The organism is Ramlibacter sp. JJN2-2R (assembly GCF_057747835.1).
Genome location: NZ_CM173226.1, coordinates 847385 through 872559 on the forward strand (window position 1 = coordinate 847385; position 25175 = coordinate 872559).

18 protein-coding genes are annotated in these 25175 nt (G+C 71.7%); 9 read left to right on the top strand and 9 right to left on the bottom strand.

What is annotated here, in order from left to right:
• Positions 1-22 precede the first annotated feature (22 nt).
• Genes AC3ANR_RS04225 through xdhA form a run of 3 tightly spaced genes read right to left on the bottom strand, consistent with a single transcriptional unit; the run spans position 23 to position 4339 of the window.
• Positions 23-355 carry a hypothetical protein gene (locus AC3ANR_RS04225; protein ID WP_488290627.1) on the bottom strand — a complete coding sequence of 111 codons (333 nt, stop codon included), beginning with the start codon at positions 353-355 and terminating at the stop codon, positions 23-25.
• 37 nt (positions 356-392) lie between these two features.
• Positions 393-2783 (bottom strand): xanthine dehydrogenase molybdopterin binding subunit, encoded by a 2391-nt coding sequence (xdhB, locus tag AC3ANR_RS04230; protein ID WP_488290628.1) that lies wholly within the window; start codon positions 2781-2783, stop codon positions 393-395.
• Entirely contained in the window at positions 2780-4339 is a 1560-nt protein-coding gene (xdhA, locus tag AC3ANR_RS04235) for a xanthine dehydrogenase small subunit (protein ID WP_488290629.1), read from the bottom strand. Before xdhA ends, xdhB begins: the two co-directional genes overlap by 4 nt.
• Before the next feature lie 86 nt (positions 4340-4425).
• On the opposite strand from xdhA, the gene AC3ANR_RS04240 reads away from it, so the two are divergent.
• From AC3ANR_RS04240 to AC3ANR_RS04270, 7 genes are all read left to right on the top strand, one after another.
• Positions 4426-5361 (top strand): LysR family transcriptional regulator, encoded by a 936-nt coding sequence (locus AC3ANR_RS04240; RefSeq protein WP_488290630.1) that lies wholly within the window; start codon positions 4426-4428, stop codon positions 5359-5361.
• Positions 5358-6902 carry an ABC transporter ATP-binding protein gene (locus AC3ANR_RS04245; protein ID WP_488290631.1) on the top strand — a complete coding sequence of 515 codons (1545 nt, stop codon included), beginning with the start codon at positions 5358-5360 and terminating at the stop codon, positions 6900-6902. Before AC3ANR_RS04240 ends, AC3ANR_RS04245 begins: the two co-directional genes overlap by 4 nt.
• The gene (locus tag AC3ANR_RS04250) at positions 6896-7969 is read left to right on the top strand and encodes an ABC transporter permease (RefSeq protein WP_488290632.1); all 1074 of its coding nucleotides are present in this window, start codon (positions 6896-6898) and stop codon (positions 7967-7969) included. The genes AC3ANR_RS04245 and AC3ANR_RS04250 overlap by 7 nt, the downstream gene beginning before the upstream one ends.
• The gene (locus AC3ANR_RS04255) at positions 7969-8889 is read left to right on the top strand and encodes an ABC transporter permease (RefSeq protein WP_488290633.1); all 921 of its coding nucleotides are present in this window, start codon (positions 7969-7971) and stop codon (positions 8887-8889) included. The genes AC3ANR_RS04250 and AC3ANR_RS04255 overlap by 1 nt, the downstream gene beginning before the upstream one ends.
• A gap of 40 nt (positions 8890-8929) precedes the next feature.
• The gene (locus tag AC3ANR_RS04260) at positions 8930-10096 is read left to right on the top strand and encodes a BMP family ABC transporter substrate-binding protein (protein WP_488290634.1); all 1167 of its coding nucleotides are present in this window, start codon (positions 8930-8932) and stop codon (positions 10094-10096) included.
• 164 nt (positions 10097-10260) lie between these two features.
• Positions 10261-11547, top strand: coding sequence for a PQQ-dependent sugar dehydrogenase (locus tag AC3ANR_RS04265; protein WP_488290635.1), 1287 nt, complete (start codon positions 10261-10263; stop codon positions 11545-11547).
• Positions 11548-11632: 85 nt separating this feature from the next.
• Entirely contained in the window at positions 11633-12229 is a 597-nt protein-coding gene (locus tag AC3ANR_RS04270; protein WP_488290636.1) for a c-type cytochrome, read from the top strand.
• A gap of 114 nt (positions 12230-12343) precedes the next feature.
• Here AC3ANR_RS04270 and AC3ANR_RS04275 read toward each other — a convergent pair whose 3' ends face one another.
• The 4 genes from AC3ANR_RS04275 to AC3ANR_RS04290 all read right to left on the bottom strand — a co-directional run bounded on the left by AC3ANR_RS04275 (position 12344) and on the right by AC3ANR_RS04290 (position 19435).
• On the bottom strand, positions 12344-14701 hold the full coding sequence (locus AC3ANR_RS04275) for a hypothetical protein (protein WP_488290637.1): 2358 nt from the start codon (positions 14699-14701) through the stop codon (positions 12344-12346).
• Between the two features lie 83 nt (positions 14702-14784).
• Positions 14785-15165, bottom strand: a complete 381-nt coding sequence (locus AC3ANR_RS04280) for a DUF805 domain-containing protein (RefSeq protein WP_488290638.1) — start codon at positions 15163-15165, stop codon at positions 14785-14787.
• Positions 15166-15574: 409 nt separating this feature from the next.
• The gene (locus tag AC3ANR_RS04285; protein ID WP_488290639.1) at positions 15575-18847 is read right to left on the bottom strand and encodes an AfsR/SARP family transcriptional regulator; all 3273 of its coding nucleotides are present in this window, start codon (positions 18845-18847) and stop codon (positions 15575-15577) included.
• A gap of 168 nt (positions 18848-19015) precedes the next feature.
• On the bottom strand, positions 19016-19435 hold the full coding sequence (locus AC3ANR_RS04290) for a hypothetical protein (RefSeq protein WP_488290640.1): 420 nt from the start codon (positions 19433-19435) through the stop codon (positions 19016-19018).
• 187 nt (positions 19436-19622) lie between these two features.
• On the opposite strand from AC3ANR_RS04290, the gene AC3ANR_RS04295 reads away from it, so the two are divergent.
• On the top strand, positions 19623-20678 hold the full coding sequence (locus AC3ANR_RS04295; RefSeq protein ID WP_488290641.1) for an adenosine deaminase: 1056 nt from the start codon (positions 19623-19625) through the stop codon (positions 20676-20678).
• On the opposite strand, the gene AC3ANR_RS04300 is transcribed toward AC3ANR_RS04295, so the two are convergent.
• Positions 20675-21265 (bottom strand): hypothetical protein, encoded by a 591-nt coding sequence (locus tag AC3ANR_RS04300; protein WP_488290642.1) that lies wholly within the window; start codon positions 21263-21265, stop codon positions 20675-20677. The two genes, AC3ANR_RS04295 and AC3ANR_RS04300, sit on opposite strands and share 4 nt — an antisense overlap.
• Before the next feature lie 176 nt (positions 21266-21441).
• On the opposite strand from AC3ANR_RS04300, the gene AC3ANR_RS04305 reads away from it, so the two are divergent.
• Positions 21442-23472, top strand: coding sequence for an alpha/beta hydrolase family protein (locus AC3ANR_RS04305; RefSeq protein ID WP_488290643.1), 2031 nt, complete (start codon positions 21442-21444; stop codon positions 23470-23472).
• A gap of 53 nt (positions 23473-23525) precedes the next feature.
• On the opposite strand, the gene AC3ANR_RS04310 is transcribed toward AC3ANR_RS04305, so the two are convergent.
• Positions 23526-25139 carry an ABC transporter permease/substrate-binding protein gene (locus AC3ANR_RS04310; protein ID WP_488290644.1) on the bottom strand — a complete coding sequence of 538 codons (1614 nt, stop codon included), beginning with the start codon at positions 25137-25139 and terminating at the stop codon, positions 23526-23528.
• Positions 25140-25175 lie beyond the last annotated feature (36 nt).

Sequence of the window (25175 nt, forward strand, 5' to 3'; positions counted from 1 at the left end):
GCGCCCGGCGGCGCTCCCGCGCTCAGCCGCCGCGCAGCAAGCGCTCGGCTTCCGGTTCGCTGATGGGCAACAGATAGCCGCGCGCGATGGTGCGCGCGAAGTGGCGCAGGCCGTTGGGCTGGTGCTGCAGCGACACCCGGTACGCCTCGACCTCCGACCACAGCCGGAAGGCCGGGCAGGTGAAGTACCACCACCAGAACCGCAACATGCCGACCTCGCGCATCTGGCGGCAATGCACCGCCTCGTGCGCCAGCAGGCCGGCGTCGCCGCGCACGCGCGGATGAACCACGACCAGCCGGGGCGTGACGGTCATCCCGTCGGCCCAGAACAGCAGCGAAGTGGCGAGCACGCGCATGCCGGACATTCTGCCGTCCGGCGGCGCGGCTTGCAGCTCAACGGTGGAGTGACCCCAGGACATTCTCCGCCGTCGCCGGGGCGACGAGCGGGCTGCGGCCGTCGCCGCGGGCGCTGGCCACCGCCTCGCGCAGAGCTTCCCAGGCGCTGATGGCCAGCATGAACGGCGGCTCGCCGACCGCCTTGCTGCCGCCGACGTTGTCCTCCCGGTTGCCCTCGTGCCAGAGCCGGACCGTGAAATGGCCGGGCACGTCGCCGGTGGCCGGGATCTTGTACGTGCTGGGCGCATGCGTGGCCAGCGCGCCGCGCTCGTTCCAGATCAACTGCTCAGTGGTGAGCCAGCCCACGCCCTGGATGAAGCCGCCCTCGATCTGGCCGATGTCGATGGCCGGGTTCAGCGAGGTGCCGACGTCGTGCAGGATGTCCACCGCCAGCAGGCGGTTCTCGCCGGTCAGCGTGTCGATCGCCACCTCGGTGCAGGCCGCGCCGTAGCTGAAGTAGTAGAACGGCCGGCCCGTGAGGGTGACCTTGTCGTAGTGGATCTTGGGCGTGCGGTAGAAGCCGTCGCTCCACAGCTGGATGCGGTTGGCGTACGCGGCCTTGACCACCTCGTCGAAGCTGCGCGTGGTCTTGGGCGAGATCACCCGGCCGGCGCGAAAGTCCACCGCGCCGGCGCCGCAGCCGTCCAGGCCGGCGACGAACGCGGCCAGGTTGTCGCGCACGTTGCGGGCGGCGAACTGTGCCGCGCGCCCGTTCAGGTCGGTGCCGCTCGAGGCGGCCGTGGCCGAGGCGTTGGGCACCTTGCCGGTGTCGGTGGCCGTGCAGCGCACGCGCTCGAACGGCACCCCGAGCTCGTCGGCCACCACCTGCATCACCTTGGTGTGCAGGCCCTGGCCCATCTCGGTGCCGCCGTGGTTGACCTGCACGCTGCCGTCGGTGAACACGTGGACCAGCGCGCCGGCCTGGTTGAAGAACGTCGCGGTGAAGCTGATGCCGAACTTCACCGGCGTGATCGCGATGCCGCGCTTGATGACCGGGCTGGCCGCGTTCCACTCCGCGATGGCCGCGCGCCGCTCGCGGTAGCGCGAGGACTGCTCCAACTGCGCGATCAGCGGCTGCAGGATGTTGTCCTCCACCTTCATGCGGTAGTGGGTGACGTTGCGCTCCTGCACGCCGTACAGGTTCGCCTGCCGCACGTCCAGCGGGTCCAGCCCGAGGTGGCGGGCGATGTCGCCGAGGATGGCCTCGATCAGGATCACGCCCTGCGGCCCGCCGAAGCCGCGGAAGGCCGTGTGGCTCTGGGTGTTGGTCTTGCAGCGGTACGAGGCGATCTCGACATCGCCCAGGTAGTACGCGTTGTCGGTGTGGAAGATGGCCCGGTCGGCCACCGGGCCGGACAGGTCGGCCGAGAAGCCGCAGTTGGCCAGCATCGCGACCTTCAGGCCCGACAGCCGCCCGGCGTCGTCGAAGCCCGCTTCCCAGTCGTAGGCGAACGGGTGCCGCTTGCCGGTCACCAGGAAGTCGTCGTCGCGGTCCAGCCGCAGCTTCACCGGGCGCCTGAACTTGCGCGCGGCGAGCGCGGCCCACACGGCCAGGTGGCCGGCCTGCGTCTCCTTGCCGCCGAAGCCGCCGCCCATGCGCCGGCATTCCACCGTGACGGCGTTGTTCTCCAGGCCGAGCGCATGCGCCACCCAGTGCTGCACCTCGCCGGGGTGCTGGGTGCTGGAGTGGATCCACCACTGGTCCTGCTCGAGCGGCAGCGCATAGGCGACCTGGCCCTCCAGGTAGAAGTGTTCCTGGCCGCCGACCTCCAGCTGGCCGGCGAGCCGGTGCGGGGCCTGGGCGAGCGCGGCCTCCGGCTCGCCACGGCGCACGGTCACGGGCGGCAGCACGTAGCTGCGGGCGGCATGGGCCTGGCGCACGTCCAGCACCGCCGGCAGGGGCTCGATGTCCACCCGCACCTGGCGCGCCGCGCGCCGGGCCAGCATCACCGACTCGGCGACCACCAGGCCGATCACCTGGCCGACGTGGTCGACCCGGTCGCGGGCGAAGATCGGCTCGTCGTGCACGAAGGTGGCGAGCACCGGGTCGCCGGGGATGTCCTGCGCCAGCACGACGCCGCGAACGCCAGGCATCGCGAGCGCGGCCGACGCATCGATGCCGCGCAGGTGGCCGTGGGCCACCGTCGACAGGATGGGCGCGGCGTGCAGGGTGCCGCGCACCTCCGGGATGTCGTCCACGTAGGTCGCCTCGCCGGCGACCTGGGCCCGGGCGCTCTCGTGCGGCCGGTCGCGGCCCATGGCGGGGCCGGCGCTTGCCGGCGCGTGCGGCGACACGGTCGCCGGCGCCAGGTTGCGCTCGCCGGCGTCGGCCGCGCCCGACGGGCCGCCGCCGGTGGCGGCGGTGAATTCTTCGTCGCGCGCGGTCATGCGGACCTCCCGTTGGCCGATTGCTGGCGGGCCCGGTCGGCCGGCGCGCCCGCCGGCTGGAGGCCGGCTGCCGGCTCGGGGGGCGAGCCCGGCAGGACGTCGACGGCTTCCAGGTTGATCCCGGTCGTGCCCTGGCTCTCCAGCCAGAACCGCTGCAGCAGGTTGCCCAGCACCTCGCTGCGGTAGCCCGAGGAGGCGCGCATGTCCGAGATCGGCTGGAACTCGCCTCGCAGGATGCCCATCGCCGCGCGCACGGTTTCGCCCGTCCAGGGCTTGCCCGCGAGGAACGCCTCGGTGCGCACGGCGCGCGCGGGTGTCGCGGCGACGCCGCCGGCGCCGATGCCGATGCGCGCGACGCGCCCGTCCTGGCGCTCCAGCCGGATGACCAGGCACACCGCCGAGATGTCGTCGTCGAACCGCTTGGACACCTTGTACGCCCGCAGGAATTCGTCCTGCCGCGGCCTGGGCACCAGGATCCACGCGACGAGTTCGTCGGGCGCCAGCACGTTGCGGCGGTAGCCGGTGTAGAAGGCGTCCAGCGCCACGTGCCGGTGGCCGCCGTGCTTCATCAGCACCAGCTGCGCGCCCAGCGCGATCAGCAGCGGCATCGAGTCGCCGATCGGCGAGCCGTTGGCGACGTTGCCGCCCAGGGTGCCGGCGTTGCGCACCGGCAGCCCGGCGAAGCGGTTGGCGAACGTCCGGAGCGAGGGCCGCTGCGCGACCAGGGCCGCGAAGGCATCGGTGAGCGACACCGCCGCGCCGATGGCGAGGTGGTGCTCGTAGTGCTCGATCCGGCGCAGCTCGCGCGCGCGGGTGACGTCCAGCACGGCGGGGAACTGGCGGTGCTGCTTGGTCACCCACAGGCCGACGTCGGTGCAGCCGGCGACCACCTGCGCCTGCGGGTGGGCCGCGCGGGCGGCCAGCAGGCCGGCCAGCGTGGCGGGCGCCAGGTAGCCGGCCGCGTCCGCGGTCGGCGGCTCCCGGTCCTCGCGCAGCCGCTCCAGGTCGTCCAGCTGCCGCAGCACCGCGGCTTCGTCGAGCGGCGCGGGCGGCAACGCCGCCATCTGCTGCGCGGCGTCCAGGATCGGCCGGTAGCCGGTGCAGCGGCACAGGTTGCCCGACAGCTCCTCCTGCGCCAGCTCGCGGGTGATGGTCTCGCCGCGGCAGACGTGGTTCTGGTACATGCCGAACAGGCTCATGACGAAGCCGGGCGTGCAGAAGCCGCACTGGGAGCCGTGGCAGCGGACCATGGCTTCCTGGGCGGGGTGCAGCGCGCCGTCGGCGCCGGCGAGGTCTTCGACCGTCCACAGCGCCAGGCCGTCGACCGAATGGGCCAGCCGGATGCAGCTGTTGACGGCGCGCAGGCGCAGGCGGCCGTCGACGGCTTCGCCCAGCACCACGGTGCAGGCGCCGCAGTCGCCTTCGCCGCAGCCTTCCTTGGTGCCGGTGGCGCCCAGGTCTTCCCGCAGCACCTCGAGCAGGGTGCGTTCGGGTGGTACATTGCCCAGCGAGACCAGCTCGCCGCGGCGGATGAATCGGATCGTCTTGGTGTGCATGGAAAGAGGGAACAGCTAGCGGAGCGTAGGGGCGCGGGGCGCCACCGGCATAAGCCCTGCCATATGAAAAGAATGCGCCTGCGGGTATGAGAGATCAAGGGCTCTTCGACAAGATCGACCTCCACCTCATCCGGGTCCTGCACACGGTGTTGACTGAACGCAGCGTTTCACGTGCCGCCGTGCGGCTGGGCATGCACCAGCCGCAGGTCTCCGCCGCCCTCAAGCGCCTGCGCGAGCTGGCCGGCGACCCGCTGCTGGTGCGCTCGGGCGCCACGATGGTGCCCACGGATGCCGCCTTGCGCATGGTCGACCCCAGCGCAAGCATCCTGCGTGCCGCCGAGAGCCTGTTCAGCGACGCGCGCGGCTTCGAGCCGGCCACCTCCAGCCAGACTTTCCGGGTCGCGGCCAGCGACTACCTCGACCCGCGCTTCCTGCCCGGCCTGGTCGGCGACCTCAAGCGCCAGGCGCCGCACACCCGCATCGAGATCCAGCCGCTGTCCGCCGACGGCCACTACCACGAGCGGCTGGCGCAGGGCGAGACCGACGTGGTGATCGGCAACTGGCTGGAGCCCCCGGGCGACCTGCACCGCGCCGAGCTGTTCACCGACGAGGTGGTGTGCCTGGTCGCGCAGGACCATCCGGCGGTGCGCCGCGGCTGGTCGGCCGACGAGTGGCTGGCCGCCGAGCACGTGGCCCCCACGCCCACCCACCCCGGCGCCCGGGGCGTCATCGACGAGCACCTGGAAAGCCTGGGCCTGGCGCGCAACATCACCGCGCGCTGTGCCCATTTCGGGCTGATCCCGGCCATGGTGGCATCGACCTTGCTCGTCATGACCACCGGCCGCCTGTTCTGCGAGCGCTACCTCGACCGGCTGCCCGTCGCCATCCTGGCGCCGCCGATCGAGTTTCCGCCGCTCACCTACTACCAGCTCTGGCACGAGCGCAGCCACGCCTCGGCCTCGGCGCGCTGGCTGCGCGCGCGCATCAAGGCCATCGCCGGCCAGCTTCGACAGACGACATGACCGCACCCGCCCGCCTGCAGCTGCAAGGCATCACCAAGCGCTACCCGTCCGTGGTCGCCAACGACGGCATCTCGCTGTCCGTGCTGCCCGGGCAGACCCACGCCGTGCTGGGCGAGAACGGCGCCGGCAAGTCCACGCTGATGAAGATCATCTACGGGTCCGTGCGGCCCGACTCCGGCCAGGTGCTGTGGAACGGCCAGCCCGCGCACGTGCGCAACCCGCAGGAGGCGCGGGCGCTGGGCATCAGCATGGTGTTCCAGCACTTCAGCCTGTTCGACACGCTCACGGTGGCCGAGAACGTGTGGCTGGGGCTGGACAAGCGGCTGCAGCTGGCCGAGGTGGCGCGGCGCATCGAGGCCAAGGGCGCCGAGTACGGCCTGCCGATCGATCCCTCGCGCCCGGTGCACACCCTCTCGGTGGGCGAGATGCAGCGCGTCGAGATCATCCGCGCGCTGCTGACCGACCCGCAGCTGCTGATCCTGGACGAGCCGACCTCCGTGCTCACGCCCCAGGCGGTGGAAAAGCTGTTCGTGGTGCTGCGCAAGCTCGCCGCCCAGGGCTGCAGCATCCTGTACATCAGCCACAAGCTGCACGAGATCCGCGCTCTGTGCGACGCCTGCACCGTGCTGCGCGGCGGGCGCGTGACGGGCGAGTGCGATCCGCGCCAGGAAAGCAATGCATCGCTCAGCCGGATGATGATCGGCGCCGAGCCGCCGCAGCTCGAGCACCACGACCGCCAGGCCGGCGAGGTCGTGCTGCAGGTGCGGGGGCTGACGCTGGAGCGCGACTCGCCGTTCGGCGTCGACCTGCACGACGTGGGCTTCGACGTGCGCGCCGGCGAAGTGGTCGGCATCGCCGGCGTCTCGGGCAACGGCCAGCGCGAGCTGATGGCCGCCCTGTCCGGCGAGGACACCCGCGCCGCGCCCCAGGCGGTGCAGGTCGCCGGCCAGGCGGCCGGCCGGTTCGGGCCGGCGCACCGCCGCCACCTGGGGCTGCACTTCGTGCCGGAGGAGCGGCTGGGCCGCGGCGCCGTGCCCTCTCTGCCGCTGGCGCACAACCTGCTGCTCACGCGCACCGACGCCGTCGGCCGCGGCGGCTGGCTCGACGTGAAGGCGCTGCGCGGGCAGGCCGAGGACATCATCCGCCGCTTCAACGTCAAGGCCGGCGGGCCGGGCGCCACCGCGCGCTCGCTGTCCGGCGGCAACCTGCAGAAGTTCATCGTCGGCCGCGAGATCGACGCCCGGCCGAAGCTGCTGGTGATCTCGCAGCCGACCTGGGGCGTGGACGTGGGGGCCGCGGCACAGATCCGCGGCGAGATCCTGGCGCTGCGCGACGCGGGCTGCGCCGTGCTGGTCGTCAGCGAGGAACTGGAGGAACTGTTCGAAGTGAGCGACCGGCTGCATGTCATCGCCAAGGGGCGCCTGTCGCCCTCCCTGCCCCGGCGCACCGCCACGGTCGAGAAGATCGGCGAGTGGATGAGCGGCCTGTGGGAGCCCGCGCCGGCCGCGCGCGCCTCGACGGAAGGGGCCGCCGCATGCTGAAGCTCGAAGCGCGTCCCGAAGCGTCGCGCGTGTGGAGCGTGGCCTCGCCCGTGCTGGCGCTGGTGCTGACCGTGCTGATCGGCATCGTGCTGTTCAGCGCGCTGGGCAAGGACCCGGTGCGCGGGCTGCAGGTGTTCTTCTGGGAGCCGATCAAGTCCGCCTATGCGCTGGGCGAGCTGACCGTCAAGGCGACGCCGCTGCTGCTGATCGCGCTCGGTCTGGCCGTGTGCTTCCGCTCCAACGTCTGGAACATCGGCGCCGAGGGCCAGTTCGTGTTCGGCGCCATCCTGGCCGGCGGGGTGGCGCTGCTGGCCGACAAGACCACCGGCGCCTGGATCGTGCCGGTGATCCTGCTCGCGGGCATCGCGGGCGGCATGCTGTGGGCGTCGCTCACCGCGGTGCTGCGCGACCGCTTCAACGCCAACGAGATCCTGGTCAGCCTGATGCTCGTCTACGTGGCCGAGCAGCTGCTGTTCTACCTGGTGTTCGGCCCCTGGAAGGATCCGGCGGGCTACAACTTCCCCCAGACCAAGACCTTCGAGGCGGTGACGCAGATCCCGCGCCTGATGCAGGGCTCGCGCGTGAGCATCGGCCTGCTGATCGCGCTGGCCGGCGCGGGCGCCCTGTGGGTGTTCCTGTTCCGCACCCGGGCCGGGTTCGCGCAGCAGGTGGGGGGCCTCGCCCCCGCGGCGGCGCGCTACGCCGGCTTTTCCTCGCGCAAGGCGCTGTGGCTGGCGCTGCTGGTGTCGGGCGGCGCGGCCGGGCTGGCCGGCGCGCTCGAGGTCGCCGGCCCGGTCGGCCAACTCACGCCCTACGTGCCCGCCGGCTACGGCTTCGCAGCCATCATCGTCGCCTTCGTCGGCCGGCTGCACCCGGTCGGCATGGTGTTCTCGGCCATCCTCATGAGCATGTTCTACATCGGCGGTGAACTGGCGCAGTCGCGCCTGGGGCTGCCCAAGTCGCTGACCGGCGTGTTCCAGGGCCTGCTGCTGTTCACGCTGCTGGCCTGCGACACCCTGATCGCCTACCGGGTGCGCTGGCAGCCGACCGCCAAGGGAGCCGCGTGATGGAGTCGTACGCACTGCTCATTGCAGCCACGCTCAATGCCGGCACCGTGCTGGCGCTGGCGGCGCTCGGGCTGCTGGTCAACGAGAAGTCGGGCGTCGTCAACCTGGGCGCCGAGGGCATGATGCTGTGCGCGGCGCTCGCCGCCTTCGTCACCGTGGTGCACACGGGCAGCGACGTGCTCGGCTTCGCCGCCGGCATCGGGGCCGGGGCGCTGATGGCGGCGGTGTTCGGCGTCCTGGTGATCTGGCTGAACACCAACCAGTACGCCGCCGGCCTGGCCCTGAGCCTGTTCGGGGCGGGCTTCTCCGCTTTCGCCGGCATCAAGTACGTGCAGGAGAAGCTGCCCGAGCGGCCGCACTTCGCCATCCCGGTGCTGGGCGACCTGCCGGTGGTCGGCCCGGCGCTGTTCCGCCAGCACCCGATGGTCTACCTGGCCATCGCCCTGGTGCTGTTCCTCGTCTGGTTCCTCTACCGCTCGCGCGCCGGCCTCGTGCTGCGCTCGGTGGGCGAGTCGCCCGAGTCGGCGCATGCGCTGGGCTATCCGGTGCGGCGCATCCGCCTGGCCGCCGTCGTCGCCGGCGGCGCGCTGTGCGGCCTGGCCGGCGCGTACCTCGTGGTGATCTACACGCCCCTGTGGGTCGAGGGGATGGTGGCGGGCCGCGGCTGGATCGCGCTGGCGCTGACCACCTTCGCGACCTGGCGGCCGGCACGGGTCCTGCTTGGTGCGTACCTGTTCGGCGGCGTGACGATGCTGCAGTTCCACCTGCAGGGAACGGGCGTCGAGGTGCCGACCCAGTTCCTCACCATGCTGCCGTACATCGCGACGATCGCCGTGCTGGCGCTGATCTCCCGCAACCCCGCGTGGATCCGCGCCAACATGCCGGCGTCGCTTGGAAAACCGTTCTACCCCGGCTCATAATCCGGGCTTTTCCGCGACCCCCACCGACTCAGAGGACCCCATGACAGACCTGAAGAAACGATCGCTGCTCCAAGTGGCGGCCCTGTCCGCCCTTGCCGCCACTGCGCTGGTGGGCTGCGGCAAGAAGGAAGAGGCGGCCGCTCCCGCCGCCGCGCCGGCACCTGCCGCCGCGACCGCCTCGGCACCGAAGGCCGAGCCGCTGAAGATCGCCTTCGCCTACGTCGGCCCGGTGGGCGACGGCGGCTGGACCTTCGCCCACGACAACGGCCGCAAGGCGGTGGAGAAGGAATTCGGCGACAAGGTGCAGACCACGTTCGTGGAGAAGGTGCCCGAGTCGGCCGACGCCGAGCGCGTGATCCGCGACATGGTGGCCCAGGGCAACAAGGTGATCTTCGGCACCACCTTCGGCTACATGGAGCCGATGCTCAAGGTCGCCAACGACAACAAGGCCGTGAAGTTCGAGCACGCCACCGGCTACAAGACCGCCGAGAACATGCGCACGTACGACAGCCGCACCTACGAGGGCGCGTACATGGCGGGCGTGATCGCCGGCAAGATGACCAAGACCAACACGCTGGGCGTGGTGGGCTCGATCCCGATTCCCGAGGTGGTGCGCAACATCAACAGCTTCACGCTGGGCGCGCAGTCGGTCAACCCGAAGGTCAAGACCCGCGTGGTCTGGGTCGGCGAGTGGTTCAGCCCGCCCAAGGAGACCGAGGCCGCCACCTCGCTGATCAACGGCGGCGCCGACGTGCTGATGCAGAACACCGACTCGTCGGCCGTGCTGCAGACCGCCGAGAAGATGGGCAAGCGCGCCTTCGGCTGGGACAGCGACATGACCGCCTACGGTCCCAAGGCCCACCTGGGCTCGGCCGTCATCAACTGGGGCCCGTACTACGTCAAGGCCGTGCGCGACGCGCTGGACAACAAGTGGGCCACCGGCCAGAGCTGGTGGGGCGTCAAGGAAGGCGCCATCGACTTCGTGTCCGTGGCCGCCGACGTGCCGGAAGACGCCAGGAAGAAGCTCGACGAGGTCAAGGCCGGCCTGAAGGACGGCAGCTTCGTGATCTGGAAGGGCCCGATCGCTGACAACACCGGCAAGGAAGTGCTGGCCAAGGACGCCGTCGCCGACGACAAGTTCCTGGGCGGCATCAACTTCTACGTCAAGGGCGTGGAAGGCAAGGTGCCGGGCGGCGACAAGAAGTGACCTGATCCGCCGCTCCGCGAAAAAAAAGCCGCCTTCGGGCGGCTTTTTTCTTCACAGACGGTTTCCATGTGGATGGGTTCGGACCTAGGGATTTCCAGCAGTACATGGCCGAGTCGCGGCCCTACGCTGGCCCGGCGGACTGGTGTCCGAAATGGAGGATCAGCATGGGATCGAGATGTCTTGCCGTCGCCCGCAGCACCGCTGCGGCCGCGGCCCTGGCCCTGACCGGCGCGCTGCTGGCGCCGGCCTCGCACGCGCAGGCGCCCGCCGCCTCGGCGCCCCTCAAGAGCTACGACTCGACCAAGAAGGAATTCTGGGAGAAGCCGCCGGCCGACTGGTTCCTGGGCGACGAGACCGCGGAGCAGAAGGGGCTGGCACCGCCGTCGCCGCCCGCGCTGCCGGCGTCGCAGGCGGACCTGGAGAAGAACCTCAAGGCCGTGAAGCTGCCGCAGGGCTTTTCCATCAGCGTCTATGCCCAGGGCGTCAACAGCGCGCGCCAGATGGCCTGGGGCGACAAGGGCACGCTGTTCGTCGGCGCCTTCGCCGTGGGCAACGTGTACGCCATCGTCGACAACGCCGGCAAGAAGGAGGTCAAGACCATCCTCAGCGGCCTGAAGATGCCCACCGGCATCGCCTTCCGCGACGGCGCGCTGTACGTGGTGGACATCGACAAGATCCTGAAGTACGAGAACGCCGAGGCCTCGCTCGACAAGATGCCCGAGGGCAAGGTGGTCTATGCCGACATGCCCAACTACGCGGCCCACGGCTGGAAGTACCTCACCTTCGACAAGAACGGCTGGCTGTACGTGCCGTTCGGGCCGCCGTGCAACGTGTGCCTGCCGCCCCCCACGCTGTCGCAGATCCGGCGCGTGAACCCGCAGACCGGCGAGGCCGAGATCGTGGCGATCGGCGTGCGCAACAGCGTGGGCGGCGACATCGATCCGCGCACCGGCCAGTACTGGTTCACCGAGAATGCGCGCGACTGGGTCAGCGACGACAAGCCCAGCGACAAGCTCAATCGCATCGGCAGGACCGGCGCCCACTACGGCTATCCGTACTGCCACCAGGGCGACATGCTCGATCCGAAGTACGGCGCCGGCCACAGCTGCAAGGAGTTCGAGCCGCCCGTGCTCAACCTGGGCGCGCACGTGGCGCCGCTGGGGATGAAGTTCTACACCGGCAAGCAGTTCCCGGCCCAGTACGCCAACAACATCTTCATCGCCGAGCACGGCTCCTGGAACCGCCACAAGTACCAGGGCGCGCGCATCATGCGGGTGCAGGTGGGCCCGGACGGCAAGAACGCCAAGCAGGAGGTGTTCGCCAGCGGCTGGATCAACGGCGACCGCAGCTACACCGGCCGGCCGGCCGACGTGTTGGTCGCCCCCGACGGCGCGCTGCTGGTGGCGGACGACTGGGCCGGTGCCATCTACCGCATCAGCTACGGCAAGTGATGCAGGCGCACCGGCAACGGTGCCTGCGGCCCGCCGGGGTGGTCTGAACCGGCGGGCGTTTCTTTTTCTCTCCCAGGATGTCGAGATGTCTGTTGTGCGTTCCCTGACGGCCGTGGCGATCGCCGCCGGCCTGCTGGCACCGCTGGCCGCCCTGGCCGCGGGCAGCGAGGCCGGAGCGGCCAAGGCCGCGGCCTGCGTGGCCTGCCACGGCCCCGGCGGCGTGTCCCAGATGGCCGAGACGCCGTCGCTGGCCGGCCAGCCCGAGGGATTCCTGCAGTGGCAGCTGGTGTACTTTCGCACCGGCACCCGCAAGAGCCCGGTGATGCAGCCCATCGCGGCCGCGCTCAAGGACGACGACATCCGCGAGCTGTCCGCGCACTTCGCGGCGCAGAAGCCGCCGGCCGCGCCCGCGGCGCCTGCCGACAACGCCGCGATGCTCGAGGTCGGGCGCAAGCTCGCCGTCGCCAACCGCTGCAGCGCCTGCCACCGCGACGACTACGCCGGCGACCAGGCGGCGGCCCGCCTGGCCGGCCAGCGCGAGGACTACCTGCTCAAGGCGCTGCGCGACTTCAAGGGCGGCAAGCGCATCGGCGGCGGCGTGGCCGCGATGGCCGACGTGGTCTACCCGCTCAACGACGACCAGCTGCGCGCGCTGTCGGCGTACCTGGCATCCCTGCGCTGAGCCGCGGCGCGCCGATCGGGCAGGCCGTCCGCCAACGGTCACGCGGCGCGCGCGGGCCAACCCGCGCACGCCGGGCATTCGCCCGGTCGCGCGCCAGAGTCTTGCGCCCATCCGCTAGCGGCGGGCGGCGGCCAGGTCGCCGGCGGACCCGCCGGTCGGGACCAGCGTGCCGGTGCCCGCGCCGGTCTGCGCGTCCAGCGTGAGCGTCGCGACGCCGTCCGCGGATGTGACGGTGGCCACGCCGGTGCCGGCGTCGAAGGTGAGCGAGCAGCTGATCGCCGTCGTGGGCACGCCCGCGACGTTGCTCAGGCAGCTGTAGCCGCTCGCGGTGCCTCCCGACACGGCAAACCGGTTCGTCAGCCGCAGGGTCGTGGAACTGCCGGTCGCGTAGCTGCTGCCGGCGCGCCAGAACACCCAGTCCCCCTGGAACGACCCGGGCGTGCGCTGCAGCGGCGCGGCGGGGTCCACGGCGGCGATGCCCAGCTGCGCGAGCAGCGCATTCATGGCCACCAGGTTCAGGCGCGCGGTGTCCGTGGGCGTCGGCAGGTTCTGCGAGCCCGCGTACACCTTGCCGGCGCGCTCGACGAGCACGCGCCGGAACTCGATCTGCGCCCGCACCGGCGCGCCATCCAGCGCCAGGGTGCGCGCATCGCCCAGGGGCTGGATGCTGTAGGTGCCCGTCCCGATGGCAGTGCAGTTGCGCGGGGAGCCGTCGGCCGCACGCTCCTGGCAGCTGTAGTAGATGACCGAGTTGCCGGCCCCGAACGCGGCGCGGATCAACTCGTTGGACGTGTAGTACGAGGGGGTGGCGCCGGACTGTGCCGTCACGGTGCCGATCCCGATCGTGCTCTGGCCCCACCACTCGTTGCGGTCTCCGCTGGACACGGTGGCCGTGCCGCCCGTCGGCGACGGGACAACGGCGGTGTCCGGCGCGTAGACGCACGGCTGGCCGGCGTTGCGGGCGAGCACCGTCTCCAGGGAGGTGGCCTCCGAGCGGTAGGACGCCGCCGGGGTGCTGGGCGTGATGAGCGCGCAGGCGGCGGAGTCGCCACCGGCCACGGCCGCGTCGGCCACCGTCAGGATGTTCGCGATGCCCGGGGAGTAGCTGGGCGCGCTGGCGTACGCCACCACGCTCGAATACACCACCTTGGCGCCGGCCGGGAAGGTCGCGGCACCCAGGACCGTGTCCGCCGCGTTGACGTACAGGCTGCCGTAACCGCCGTTCAGCATCTGGGCGTAGACGTCGCCCATCTTCTGGCCGGCGACGTCCACCTCGGCGCGCGTGCGGCCGCCCAGCTCGAAGCCGTCGCAGTAGTTGTAGGTGCTGCGGCCCTGCGCGTCCGGCACGGACTCGGCGTTCTCGTGGCCGAGCACGCACTGCGTCCACTTGCTGCCGGACCAGTGCACATCGCCCTGGCGCGTGGGGTCGGCGCCCTTGGCCCAGAGCGCGGGCGCGTTGTTCAGCAGGCGCTGGCGGCGCTCGACGTAGCGGACCTGGCCCTGCGCGTCCGGGGTGTTTTGCGCCGCCGTGCTGGCGTACGCGCGGGTGACCCAGGTCTGGGCGTTGGTGTAGCTCAGGGCGACCAGGGATCCCGCAGGTTCGCCGGTCGTGGCCTGGGCCTTGCCGTTGGCGGCGGCGACGGCCGCCCCCGCGCCGGCGACGGTCAGTCCGGAATTGGCGGTCACCCTGGCCACGAGCGGCTGCAGCGCGGCATCGATCCGGACGGCATCCCTGCTGGCCAATGCGCTTTGCACGCTGGATGCACCGACCTGTTCGGCGATGGCGGGCAGTTCCTGCAGGAGCTTGCGGCGCACCACCTTGTCCAGATCGGCCGGCGTGATGGTCGAGCCGTCCAGGGCCTGGGTGCCGACGGCCGCGGAAAGGGCCTGGGTCTGCGATTGCGTGGCCAGCACCAGCAGCCGGGCCACGCCCTGCAGCTGCGCCGCGGAAGCGGAGCTGTCCGAGGTGAAGTCCGTCAGCAGCGGGGACGTCGTCCCCAGCCGCGCCTGCACGGCGGCTTCGGCCTTGGCCGTGGCCAGGCCGGAGACCTCCACGGTCGTCTGGACCAGCGTCGAGAGCGGGCTCACCACGCCCGGCCTGTCGGCCGGCGCCTTCAGCACGAACGCGCTGGTCACGGCGCCGTTGTCCCTGTCCTTCGCATCGGTGCCCACGAGGGCGATCACCGGGGACTGGCCCACGGCGGCCGGAGCGACGTCCAGCGTCGCCTTGCCGGTGGCATCGGTGCGCGCGCTCGGCTCGCCGCTGTCGCAGCGCTCGTTCTGGTTCATGTCCAGGCACACGAGCGCGTTCTCGATCGGTCCGTCCACGACGGTCACGCCCATGGCCGTCGTCGACGGCTGGGTGGGGGTCGGCACCGACGCGTCCGGCGCGCTGCCGCCACCGTCGCCACCGCCGCAGGCGGCCAGCATCAGCGACGCCGCCAGCGCCGTCATCGTCATCTTCGTCTTCAAGCTCAACTCCTCGGATGGGGGTTCTGGCATCCGGTCCCTCGCGGGCCTTCCTGCCGGTCTGGCTGCCGTGGGCCGGCCTTGCCTCAGTGCGCCTGCGCCGACGGGACGTCCGGCGCAGGATCGATCGGATTGCCGTAGGCGTTCTGGCCGCCCTGGCCCGGCTGCGCGGCGAAATACAGGACCACCAGGCCGCCCAGGAGCGGAACCAGGGCGATCAGCATCAGCCAGCCGCTGCGCCCCGTGTCGTGCAGGCGGCGCGCGCCGACGGCCAGGGCAGGCAAGGCCAGCGCGAGCATCGCCAGCAGGCAGGCGAAGTCGCTCACCACGCCGGTGACCACATAGACGGCGAACTGGAAGGCGAAGAACCACCAGAACTCGGGCCGCGACGCGCGCCCCTGGAAGTCGGCGTACTTGGCCATGCAGGCCTTCACGGCTGCCTGAACGTCGTGGATGACGTTGTCCATCTTCTCTCCTCGAACGGGGCCGGGTCGGCCCCTGGTTGGAACGCACGGGGCGTTCAGCGTCCCGGGGGCGCAACGTTGGCTCCGGGGTGGTGTCCGGTGGCGCGCCGGCAGGCCATGGGCGCGGGCCGTCAGGGCGTGGGGAGGCCGGCTGCAGGGGTGACCACCTGCCGCGGCCTCGGGCCTCGGCGGCGCATGGAATCGGCCGACGATCGACCGCCCGAACACAGGACGCCGGCATCGTAGGAGCGCACGGCTTACAGATCGTGCACGGATGGGAAAGATGCAGCCGGGGCGGGAGCGATGGCCCCCGAGCCGGAGACCGCACCCGGCCCAGGCGGGCGTTCAGCGTGCGACTGGCGGACGGGGCCGCCCGCTGCGAACGGCGCGGAGGCGCACGGGCGCCCGCCGATCAGGCGACGTGCCGGTCCTTCAGGCCCAGCGTGACCGCCAGGGCCTCGGTTTCGGGCGAGGGGGCGCGTGCCAGCACGATGGACAGGACCTCCCGGCACCGCCGGTAGGCGCCGAATGCGGCCGCCGGATCGTGCCGGGCATGCGCGCAGCGCATCAGGCCGCGATGGCTGGTCTCGGCCAGGGGCTCGGCCTCCAGGGCGCGCGTGTACAGCTGCTGCGCCGTCGTCCAGTCCTGGGCCTGCTCCAGCCTGTCACCCAGGCGCGCGACGGCCGCCAGGAAACGGCGGCGCCAGGTCTCGCGGGTCGGCAGCAGCCAGGCTTCCTCGTCGTCGCCACAGAACGGGCCGCGATACAGGTCCAGCAGCGCTTGCGCCAGGCGCTGGAGCAGGCCCGTGCCGGCATCCGGGGGCAGCGCATCGACCTGCGCGCAAAGGTCGCCGAGCACCTGCACGTCCGCCCACACGCGTTCGCCATTCAGGACGACCTTGCCGGACGTCACCACGACCGAGTCCGCATCGCCGAGCAGCTTGCGCAGCCGGTGAATCGTCACGTTCAGCGAAGCCTTGGGATCCTCCGCGTCGGGCCAGAGCTGGCCGGCCAGGGCGTTCTGGGCCTTGCCCCCGTCGCCGGCCGCCAGCAGGGCCTTGAGCAGCAGGAGCGGGCGCTTCTGCGCCTTCCCCGGGGACTTGGCGGCTTGCCCGCGCAGGAACAGCTCGGTCTTGCCGAAGGCCCTGACCGCCAGCGGGCGGGGCCAGTTCGCCGTGAACCGGTCAGGGGCGGAAAAGCAGTTCGTGACGATCTTGCGGCGAACGTGCTCGACCTCGATGTTTTCGCGCAGCGCCAGCGCCAGCACCGTCTCGGCGATCTGCGGCACCAGCCGCAGCAGCATCGGGAAGGGCGAGCCGCGTTCGCGCTGGCTGCGCAGCAGCATCTCGACCACGTCCAGCACGTGGCGGGCGCCGCGGTCGGCGACATCGATGGACACGGCCAGGAACTGCGCCTCTTCGCCGGCGCATTCCCGCTCCGGCCCGTAGGCCGCCTCGATGGCACGCAGCGACCATGCCCGGGCCTGGTCGAACCCGCCGGTCAGCGCATGGCAGTAGGCCAGCAGCATCGTGATCTGCCAGCGCGTGGTGGCGGGCAGCTTGGCCTGCGCACCGACCTGAACCGCGTCTTCGGCCGCTTGCCGGGCATGCTCGAGCGCACCCGTTTGCGCGAAGTAGCTGGTCTCGAGGATGCGGACGTACACCCATTCGAGCTTGCGCGCGGGCGACAGCATGCGGCGCATGTGCTCGATCAGCGCCAGGGCCTTGCCCAGCTCGCGCGTGCACAGCAGGTTCAGGCCGCTTCGGAAATGCAGCTGGAACTGCATGTGTTCCAGGCCGAAATCGGTGACGAGGCGCTCGGCCTTCCCGATCATCCGCTGCGCCGCCGCGATGTTCTCGTCGAACTGGTACCGGTACGCGACCGACCGGCAGCAGGAGATCCGGTGGAACGGCGCGATCGCGGGATCGTCCACGAGCGGCTCCAGCGCCACCGCCAGCTGGCGCGCCGCCGCGACGTCGCCCCAGTTGAGGTAGATCATCAGGAAGGCGCCGGCGGCCAGTCGCTCGGCGGCGCTCTGCACGAAGGGCAGGGCGCGGAGCGCACGGCCGCCGATCGCGTCCAGCCCCGCGAAGTCCGGCTCGGCGATCGACAGCGCGAGCGTGAGGCGGGAGTGGATCTGGACATCGGCTTGCGGGTCGAGCGTCGCCAGGTCCAGTTCGCGCAGCGCGTCCTTCATCCGCTCGATCCATGCGGGCAGGCCGAGGAAATCCGACCATTCGTAGAAGAAGCTCTCGATGATGGCCGCGATGGTGAGCACGCGATGCAGGGCGTCCCCATTGGCGATGAATGCCTGCTCGGCGCGCGCAAGCACCTCGCGCGCGCGCGTGGCGTCCGCCTGGTTCAGCGAGGTGCCCTCCCAGTAGCGCAGGCGCGGCTCGGCGTCGACGATGGCGGCCGGGATCCAGCCCAGCCATTCGCGCCAGGTCTGGCCGCGGCCGGTGGCGAGGAACCGGCTGGCGCAAGCCAGCAGCAGGCGGGCCAGCTGGGGGTAGGCCCCGGCGTCGCGGTAGAGGCGTGCCGCCTCGTCGACCCGCCCCTGGGCGTCCAGGATGGCCGCCGCGCGTTCCAGGACGGCGGCCCGCTCGCCGGCGTCCAGGCGCCGTTCGGATTCGTACTGCAGGAACTCGCGGAACAGGGCGTGGAAGTGGTATGTCCAGGGGGCCGGCCCGCGCCGATCCACGAACAGGCGGTCGTGGAACAGCTTGCCGAGCAGTCGCGCCGCCGTGGCGTCGCCGGTGAGTTGCTGCGCGTCCGCCGACGAGACGCCCGGCAGCCAGGACAGGAGCATCAGCAGCCGTTGCCAGGCCGGCGGCATGCGCTCGAGGATCTCGCCGGCGAAGTAGCGGAACACCGCCTCCTGCCCGTCCGGCAGGGCGAGTTCGCGCAGCGCCGATCCCGGCGCGCTCTCGGTGACGTGCGCGCGCAGCATCACGATCCCGGCCGCCCAGCCATCGATGCTGTCCAGCCAGGCCAGGCTCGTCGGATCGGTGCCGTCGTCCAGGCGTGCCAACGCCCGGGCCTCGTCGGTGTCCAGCCGCATGTCCTCCCAGCGCAGGGTGCCGATGCGGCCGCTCAGTTCGAGGCGGGAGAGGCGCGCGGGCGGCGCGTCCCTGCTGATCGCCACCACGGTGATGCCCTCGGGCACCTCGTTGAACGCGATCTCGAGCAGGGTGCCGGAGCCATCCCAGTCGAATTCCTGGATGTTGTCGAAGACGACGATGCCGCGCTCGGGCAGGCGGGCGTAGTACTCGCGGAAGAACAGGCGCGCGAAACGCGGAATGTCGTCGGTGAGCTCCGGCGCCAGCCAAGGGAGGGCGGGGCCGGAGCGGGGGACCGTCTGGCCCAGGAAGAAGAAGAAGCTGGCGGGGTCGGCGTCGCCCGCGTCCACCTGGTACCAGACCGAGGGCGCCCGAGTCGCGGACAGGTAGCTCGCCAGCAGCGTGGTCTTGCCGGCGCCGGGAGGCGACGCGATCCAGAGCACGGAGTGGCTGCGGCGCAGTTCGTCGAGGCGGGCGAACAGCCGCGGCCGCGGGCAGGCATTGAACAGGCGCGGATGCGCCAGCTTCGCGTACTTGATCCTGGCGGCACTGGGCCCGCGCCTGTCGCGTGCGGGGGTCGCCCCGCCTTCTTGCGCGCCGGAGCCAGCGTCTCCCTCTCGAGTCATGTGTTCTTGCGCATCCGTGCGCGATCGGTCGATCGCGCGTCCATCCGATGGGCCGCCATTGTCCGGCCTTCCCCGGCCGCGCGACAGGCACCGAAAGGGGGAGGGCGATCCTGCTTGCCGAACCGGATGGCGCCGCTCCCCGCCGGCAGGTCGCCGGCCAGCGGGCCGTCAGGCCGCGGCGGACAGCGGTGCCGTGCCGCCCTGGGCCGGCGCCGTGGTGGCGGCGTGGCGCCACACGATCACCGCGAAGCACGCGATGGCCAGCCCCACCACGACGGACGCCACGCCCACCACCGGCTCGATGGCGGTCATGCCGCTGAACAGCATGGCCAGCGTCACCATCTGCACGAAGTGCGCCGGCACGTAGGTCCAGAAGTGGATGCGCGCGAGCCGGGTCTCGGCGGCCGCCGGCCACAGGCGGTAGAAGATGCCGAACAGCGCCAGCGTCACCCAGCCGAGCAGGTTCAGGTGGGCGTGGACCGGCGCCATCCCGTGGTTGTGGCTCGCGGCCATGACGATGCCCAGGGTCACGCCGGCCAGGAGGTACAGAACGGCCAGGCGGAAGAACCAGCTGCTGATGTTGGTCATCTCTCGTCTCCTTTCGAGGAACAAGCGGCTGGCTTGCACATGCTCCCTTTCGCCGCCACCAGGGGAGCCGACTGCGAAGACGCGGGCAGTCTAGCCCCCGCGTGCTCGAAGCGCCAGTGGAAGATGCGGCCGGGTTGGTGAGCACGGCCACGCTCCCCTGGAGCGATCCAGCGGAAAATCGGTGCCCATGACGAAGGCCTGCCCCCCGACCATCCCGCCCATTGCCGCCGAACGCGTGCCCGAGCTGCTGCGGGCCATGCCCAAGGCCGAACTGCACATCCACATCGAAGGCTCGCTGGAGCCCGAGCTGATCTTCGAGATGGCGCGCCGCAACGGCGTCGCGATCCCCTACGCCAGCGTCGAGGACCTGCGCCGCGCGTACGACTTCACCAACCTGCAGAGCTTCCTGGACATCTACTACGCCGGCGCCAGCGTGCTCATCACCGAGCAGGACTTCCACGACATGGCGTGGGCCTACCTGCGCAAGGCGCAGGCCGACAACGTGGTGCGCGCCGAGATCTTCTTCGACCCGCAGACGCACACGGCGCGCGGGGTGGCGATGGAGACGGTCATCCACGGGCTGCATCGCGCGTGCACGCAGGCCAGGACGCAGCTGGGCGTGGACGCCGAGCTGATCCTGTGCTTCCTGCGCCACCTGAGCGAGGAGGAGGCGTTCGAGGCGCTCGAGCAGGCGCTGCCCTGGCGCGACAAGTTCATCGGCGTCGGCCTCGACTCGAGCGAGGTGGGGCACCCGCCCGAGAAGTTCGCGCGCGTGTTCGCGCGCTGCCGCGAGCTGGGCCTGCACCTGGTCGCGCATGCGGGCGAGGAAGGCCCGCCGGCGTACGTGTGGACCGCGCTGGACCTGCTGAAGGTCGAGCGCGTGGACCACGGCGTGCAGTCCAGCAAGGACCCGCAACTGATGCGGCGGCTGGCGCAGGACCGCATCCCGCTGACGGTGTGCCCGCTGTCGAACCTGAAGCTGTGCGTGTTCCCGAGCCTGGCGCAGCACAACCTGCGCGAGCTGCTCGACGCCGGGCTCGTGGCCACCGTCAACTCGGACGACCCGGCCTATTTCGGCGGCTACGTCAACGACAACTTCGTCCAGACCTTCGCCGCGACGGGCCTGTCGCCCGCGCAGGCCTGGACGCTGGCGAACAACAGCTTCGAGGCGAGCTTCGTCGGCGCCGCCGACAAGCGCGCCATGCGCGACCGGCTCGACGCCGTGTTCGCGCGCTTCGCCTAACGCGCGGCGTCGGACGGCGGCGCGCGTTCCGCGCAGTCGGCGGCCTCGCGGCCGGCGAGCTCGCCCGCCGCCGCGCCGATGCGCGCGCCCACCGCCATGCCGGCCGGGCCCGCGGCCGTGCCGAGGGCCGCGCCGACGATGGCTCCGCCGGCGGCGGCGGTGCCGGCGGCGATGTCGTGATCCTGCGCCGGCCGGGCCTCGTCGTCGTCCAGCACGCGCGCGGTGCCGCGCCCGAGCTTGTCGCCGACCGTGGAACCCAGGGCGGCCCCGGTGACCATGCCCACCGGCCCGGCCATGGCGCCCACCGCGGCGCCCGCGACGGCGCCGCCCGAGGCGCCCGCGGCGCCGGCCACCTTCTGTTCCGTGTCCTCCCTCGGGCGGCGCTCGGCGAGGCGGCAGCCGACTTCACGCCCGATCAAGCCGCCCAGCACGGCGCCGGCCACCGCCCCGCCGAAGGTGGCGAGGCCGCCGCCCAGCAGCCCGCCGGCGACCGACCCGGCGATCGCGCCGGCGCTGGCGCCCACCTTGCTGCACCAGCTGCTGTCGAGCAGCGAGCGGAGCGGTCCGAGCCGGGAGGAGAGGTTCACGCCGGCCATCGTGCGCCCGGGTGCAGCGGGGGCGCGTAGGCCGGCGGTGCGGCCGGGAGTGCGCCGCGCCTGACGACGTCCACCCGCCACCTGCACGCCACCTGCACGTCACCCATGGGGGGAGTGCCAACTCAACCGTGGCTGCCTAGAATGCCGCCAACAACAAGGAGGAGCGCATGGCAGGCAGCAGGGAGCAGGGCGTGGCGGCACGCCGCGGCGGCGTGACGCGGCGGCAATTCAGCCAGGCACTGGCGGTCGCGGGCGCCGGCGTGATGGTGGCCGACGCCAGCGCGCAGGGCGGGCTGACGCCGATCGAGACCTTCTTCCAGAACCCCGCCTTCGGCCAGCCGCGCTTCTCGCCCGATGGCAAGTCGATCGCCGTCGGCGTGGCGGCGAAGAACGGGCGCGTGCAGCTGGTGGTCATCGACACCGGAAAGCTGGCGGCCCAGGTCGTGGCGGGCTACAGCGACGGCGACGTGTTCCACTACGAATGGGTCAACGACAACCGCCTGGTCTACAACGTCGTGGACCGCCAGATCGCACCGGGCGAGATGCGCTATGGCGGCGGCCTGTTCGCCGTGGACAAGGATGGCAGCGACTTTCGCCAGCTCGTGGATCGAGCGGCGTCGTTCGTGAGCCTCGAGACCACCCGCATCAACCGGCACAACCTGCCCTTCTACACCTGGCTGGCCGGCACCACGCGCCTGAAGAACTCGGACGACGTCTTCGTCGAGCAGGGCGAGCCCACCGCCACGGGCGAACTGCACCACACGCGCCTGCTGCGCCTGAACACGCGCACGGGCCGGTTCTTGGAGCTGCGCGGGCCGGACTTCGCCTGGGACTGGCTGCTGGATCAGAACGATGAGCCGCGCATCGCCGTGGCCATTCGCGACGGACGGCGCACGGTGATGTACCGCGATCCAGCGACCAACAGCTGGCGCGCCCTGGACAGCCGCGGCATGTTCGACTACGACGGCTTCGACCCGTACGCATTCACGCCCGACGGCGTCTTCCTGGTGCGCTCGCGTGGCGCCGGCGACACGAGCGGCCTGTACCGCTACGACCTCGCCGCCGGCCGCCTGGGCGAGCCGCTCGTGCAGATCAAGGGGTACGACTACGAGGGCGAACTGGTGTTCGACGACCAGCGGCTGCTGGGCGTGCACTACACCTCCGATGCTCCCGCCACCGTCTGGCTCGACGAGCGGTTCAAGGCCGTCCAGGACAAGGTCGACAAGCTGCTGCCCAACACGATCAACACGCTGGCCGTGCCGCAGCGTGGGGAACAACCGTTGCTGGCGGTGCGTGCGTTCTCCGACCGCGACCCCGGCAGCATCTACCTGTTCGACACGGTGGCCGGCACGCTCACCCTGCTGGGACGAGTCATGCGCGAGGTCGACCCCCGGCGCATGGGCCGGGTCGATCTCGTCCGCTACAGGGCCCGTGACGGCCTCGAAATCCCGGCCTGGCTGACGATGCCGGCCGGCGGCGGCAAGAACCTGCCGATGGTCGTGCTGGTCCACGGCGGTCCCTATGTGCGCGGCGGGCGCTGGGGGTGGAACCCCGCCGCCCAGTTCCTGGCTTCGCGCGGCTACGCAGTCCTCGAGCCCGAATACCGCGGCAGCACGGGCTACGGCCTGCGGCATTTCCGCGCCGGCTGGAAGCAGTGGGGCCTGAAGATGCAGGACGACATCGCCGACGGCACGCGCTGGGCGGTCGCGCAGGGCATCGCCGATGCGAAGCGCGTGTGCATCGCCGGCGCCAGCTACGGCGGCTACGCCACGCTCATGGGCCTGGTGAACGACCCGGACCTGTACCGCTGCGGCATCAACTGGGTGGGCGTGACCGACATCGAGATGATGTACACGGTCAGCTGGAGCGACTTCGGCGATACCTGGCAGCGCTATGGCATGCCCAACCTCGTGGGCGACCGCACCAAGGACGCCGAGCAGCTGCGCCGCACCTCGCCGCTGCACCAGGCGTCGCGCATCAAGCAGCCGCTGCTGCTGGCCTATGGCGGGCGCGACCGGCGGGTGCCGATCGTGCATGGCACCGAGTTCCGCGACGCGGTGCAGAAGACCAATCCCGACGTCGAATGGGTCGAATACCGGCTGGAAGGCCACGGGTGGTGGCACGTTCCCAACCGCATCGACTGGTGGACGCGGGTCGAGAAGTTCCTCGCCAAGCACCTCGCGCCGCCCGCGGCCTGATCGGCAGGCGGCTGCCGATCAGGCCCGACCCGAAGGGCCCGCCCCGCAGCCGTTCAGCGCCGGCCGGCCGCGCGCGCCGGCAGGGGCTGCTCCCGCGCCGCGGACGGGCCGCGGGCCAGCCACCGCTCCAGCAGCCCGAACGCCCACTCCACCAGCAGCGCCAGGATCGCCGCGGGCACCGCGCCGGCGAGCATCGTGGCGGTGTCGTTGACGGCCAGCCCCGCGACGATGCGCTCGCCCAGGCCGCCCGCGCCGATGAACGTGGCGACCGTGGCCGTGCCCACGTTCAGCACGGCCGCCGTCTTGATGCCCGCGAACAGCGTCGGCGCGGCCAGCGGCAGCTCGATCGAGCGCAGCACCTGGCCGTCGCGCAGCCCGAGCGCCAGTCCCGCCTCGCGCATGCCCGGCGGCAGCGAGGCCAGGCCGGCATGGGTGTTGCGCACGATGGGCAGCAGCGCATAGACCGACAGCGCGATCAGCGCCGGCAGGAAGCCGATGGTGCCCACCACGGCGATCAGGAACGCCAGCAGCGCCAGCGACGGGACCGGCTGCATCACGCCCACCACGCCCATGATGGCGGCGCGCAGGCGCGGCTGCCGGTGCGCCAGGATGCCCAGCGGCACGCCGATGGCGATCGCCGCCGCCAGGGAGGCGAACACGAGCGTCAGGTGCTCGCGCAGCAGGCGCGGCAGGTCGGGCGCGAAGAGCCGCTCGAGGAACGACTGCCGCTGCGCCGGCGCGGGCTTGGGCGGACTGGCCTGCGGTGCCCCTGCCTGCGCCGCCGGACGGGCCGGGCCCGCGAGGAACGCGCGGGCCACCGCCTCGAACGACTGGCCGTCGATCTCCACCTGCGCGTTCATGGCCTGCATCGCCGCCTCGTCGATGCGGTGCGACAGGGCCGCGGCCAGCGGCCGCTCGTCCACAGACGCGCGCATCAGCAGCACCGCGTCGTAGCGCGGGAAGAACGACTTGTCGTCCTGCAGCACGCGCAGCCGCTGCCGCGCGATCTGGGCGTCGGTGGTGTACGCGTCCACCACGTCGATCTGGCCCTGCGCCAGCGCCTGGTAGGCCAGCCCGTGGTCCAGGCCCTTGCCGGGCGGCTGCGGCAGTCCGTACGCGCGCTGCAGCGCGCTCCAGCCGTCGGCGCGCTGCAGGAATTCGTGCGAGAGGCCCAGCCGCAAGGGCGCGCGCGTGCGGGCCAGGTCGGACAGGGTGGTGATCCCCAGCTGCCGCGCCTGGTCCTCGCGCATGGCCAGCGCGTAGCTGTTGTTGAAGCCCAGCGGAACGGCCGCCTTCAGCCCCTTGGGCCGCAACCAGGCATTGAGCTGCTCCAGCGAAGGAGCCGCCTCGTCGCGGTGCAGGAGCTCGCGCACGATGGTGCCGGTGTATTCCGGATAGACGTCGATGCTGCCGCTGGCGAGCGCCTGCTCCAGCACGGTGGTGTTGCCCAGGCCCTGCCGGTGCACCGCGGCGACGCCGGCCCGCTCCAGGGCCTGGCGCGTGATCTCGCCCAGCACGTAGCTCTCGGTGAAGCGCTTGGAGCCCACGGCCACCGGGGCCGCGTGGACGGCGCCGGCGAGGAACAGGACGGCGGCCGCCAGCCACGCCGCGGCCAGCCGGCCGGCCGGGCCCGCGCCGCGTGTCCGCCTGGAGCCCGCCTGTCGCATGCGAGGGAGTGTGCCTGACGCCTGGAGGCAACGCAC

What these genes read in the sequence shown, in the direction of transcription:
- AC3ANR_RS04225 (WP_488290627.1), bottom strand. Translation starts at nt 355, where the DNA reads ATGCGCGTGCTCGCCACTTCGCTGCTGTTCTGGGCCGACGGGATGACC.
- xdhB (WP_488290628.1), bottom strand. Translation starts at nt 2,783, where the DNA reads ATGACCGCGCGCGACGAAGAATTCACCGCCGCCACCGGCGGCGGCCCG.
- xdhA (WP_488290629.1), bottom strand. Translation starts at nt 4,339, where the DNA reads ATGCACACCAAGACGATCCGATTCATCCGCCGCGGCGAGCTGGTCTCG.
- AC3ANR_RS04240 (WP_488290630.1), top strand. Translation starts at nt 4,426, where the DNA reads ATGAGAGATCAAGGGCTCTTCGACAAGATCGACCTCCACCTCATCCGG.
- AC3ANR_RS04245 (WP_488290631.1), top strand. Translation starts at nt 5,358, where the DNA reads ATGACCGCACCCGCCCGCCTGCAGCTGCAAGGCATCACCAAGCGCTAC.
- AC3ANR_RS04250 (WP_488290632.1), top strand. Translation starts at nt 6,896, where the DNA reads ATGCTGAAGCTCGAAGCGCGTCCCGAAGCGTCGCGCGTGTGGAGCGTG.
- AC3ANR_RS04255 (WP_488290633.1), top strand. Translation starts at nt 7,969, where the DNA reads ATGGAGTCGTACGCACTGCTCATTGCAGCCACGCTCAATGCCGGCACC.
- AC3ANR_RS04260 (WP_488290634.1), top strand. Translation starts at nt 8,930, where the DNA reads ATGACAGACCTGAAGAAACGATCGCTGCTCCAAGTGGCGGCCCTGTCC.
- AC3ANR_RS04265 (WP_488290635.1), top strand. Translation starts at nt 10,261, where the DNA reads ATGGGATCGAGATGTCTTGCCGTCGCCCGCAGCACCGCTGCGGCCGCG.
- AC3ANR_RS04270 (WP_488290636.1), top strand. Translation starts at nt 11,633, where the DNA reads ATGTCTGTTGTGCGTTCCCTGACGGCCGTGGCGATCGCCGCCGGCCTG.
- AC3ANR_RS04280 (WP_488290638.1), bottom strand. Translation starts at nt 15,165, where the DNA reads ATGGACAACGTCATCCACGACGTTCAGGCAGCCGTGAAGGCCTGCATG.
- AC3ANR_RS04285 (WP_488290639.1), bottom strand. Translation starts at nt 18,847, where the DNA reads ATGACTCGAGAGGGAGACGCTGGCTCCGGCGCGCAAGAAGGCGGGGCG.
- AC3ANR_RS04290 (WP_488290640.1), bottom strand. Translation starts at nt 19,435, where the DNA reads ATGACCAACATCAGCAGCTGGTTCTTCCGCCTGGCCGTTCTGTACCTC.
- AC3ANR_RS04295 (WP_488290641.1), top strand. Translation starts at nt 19,623, where the DNA reads ATGACGAAGGCCTGCCCCCCGACCATCCCGCCCATTGCCGCCGAACGC.
- AC3ANR_RS04305 (WP_488290643.1), top strand. Translation starts at nt 21,442, where the DNA reads ATGGCAGGCAGCAGGGAGCAGGGCGTGGCGGCACGCCGCGGCGGCGTG.
- AC3ANR_RS04310 (WP_488290644.1), bottom strand. Translation starts at nt 25,139, where the DNA reads ATGCGACAGGCGGGCTCCAGGCGGACACGCGGCGCGGGCCCGGCCGGC.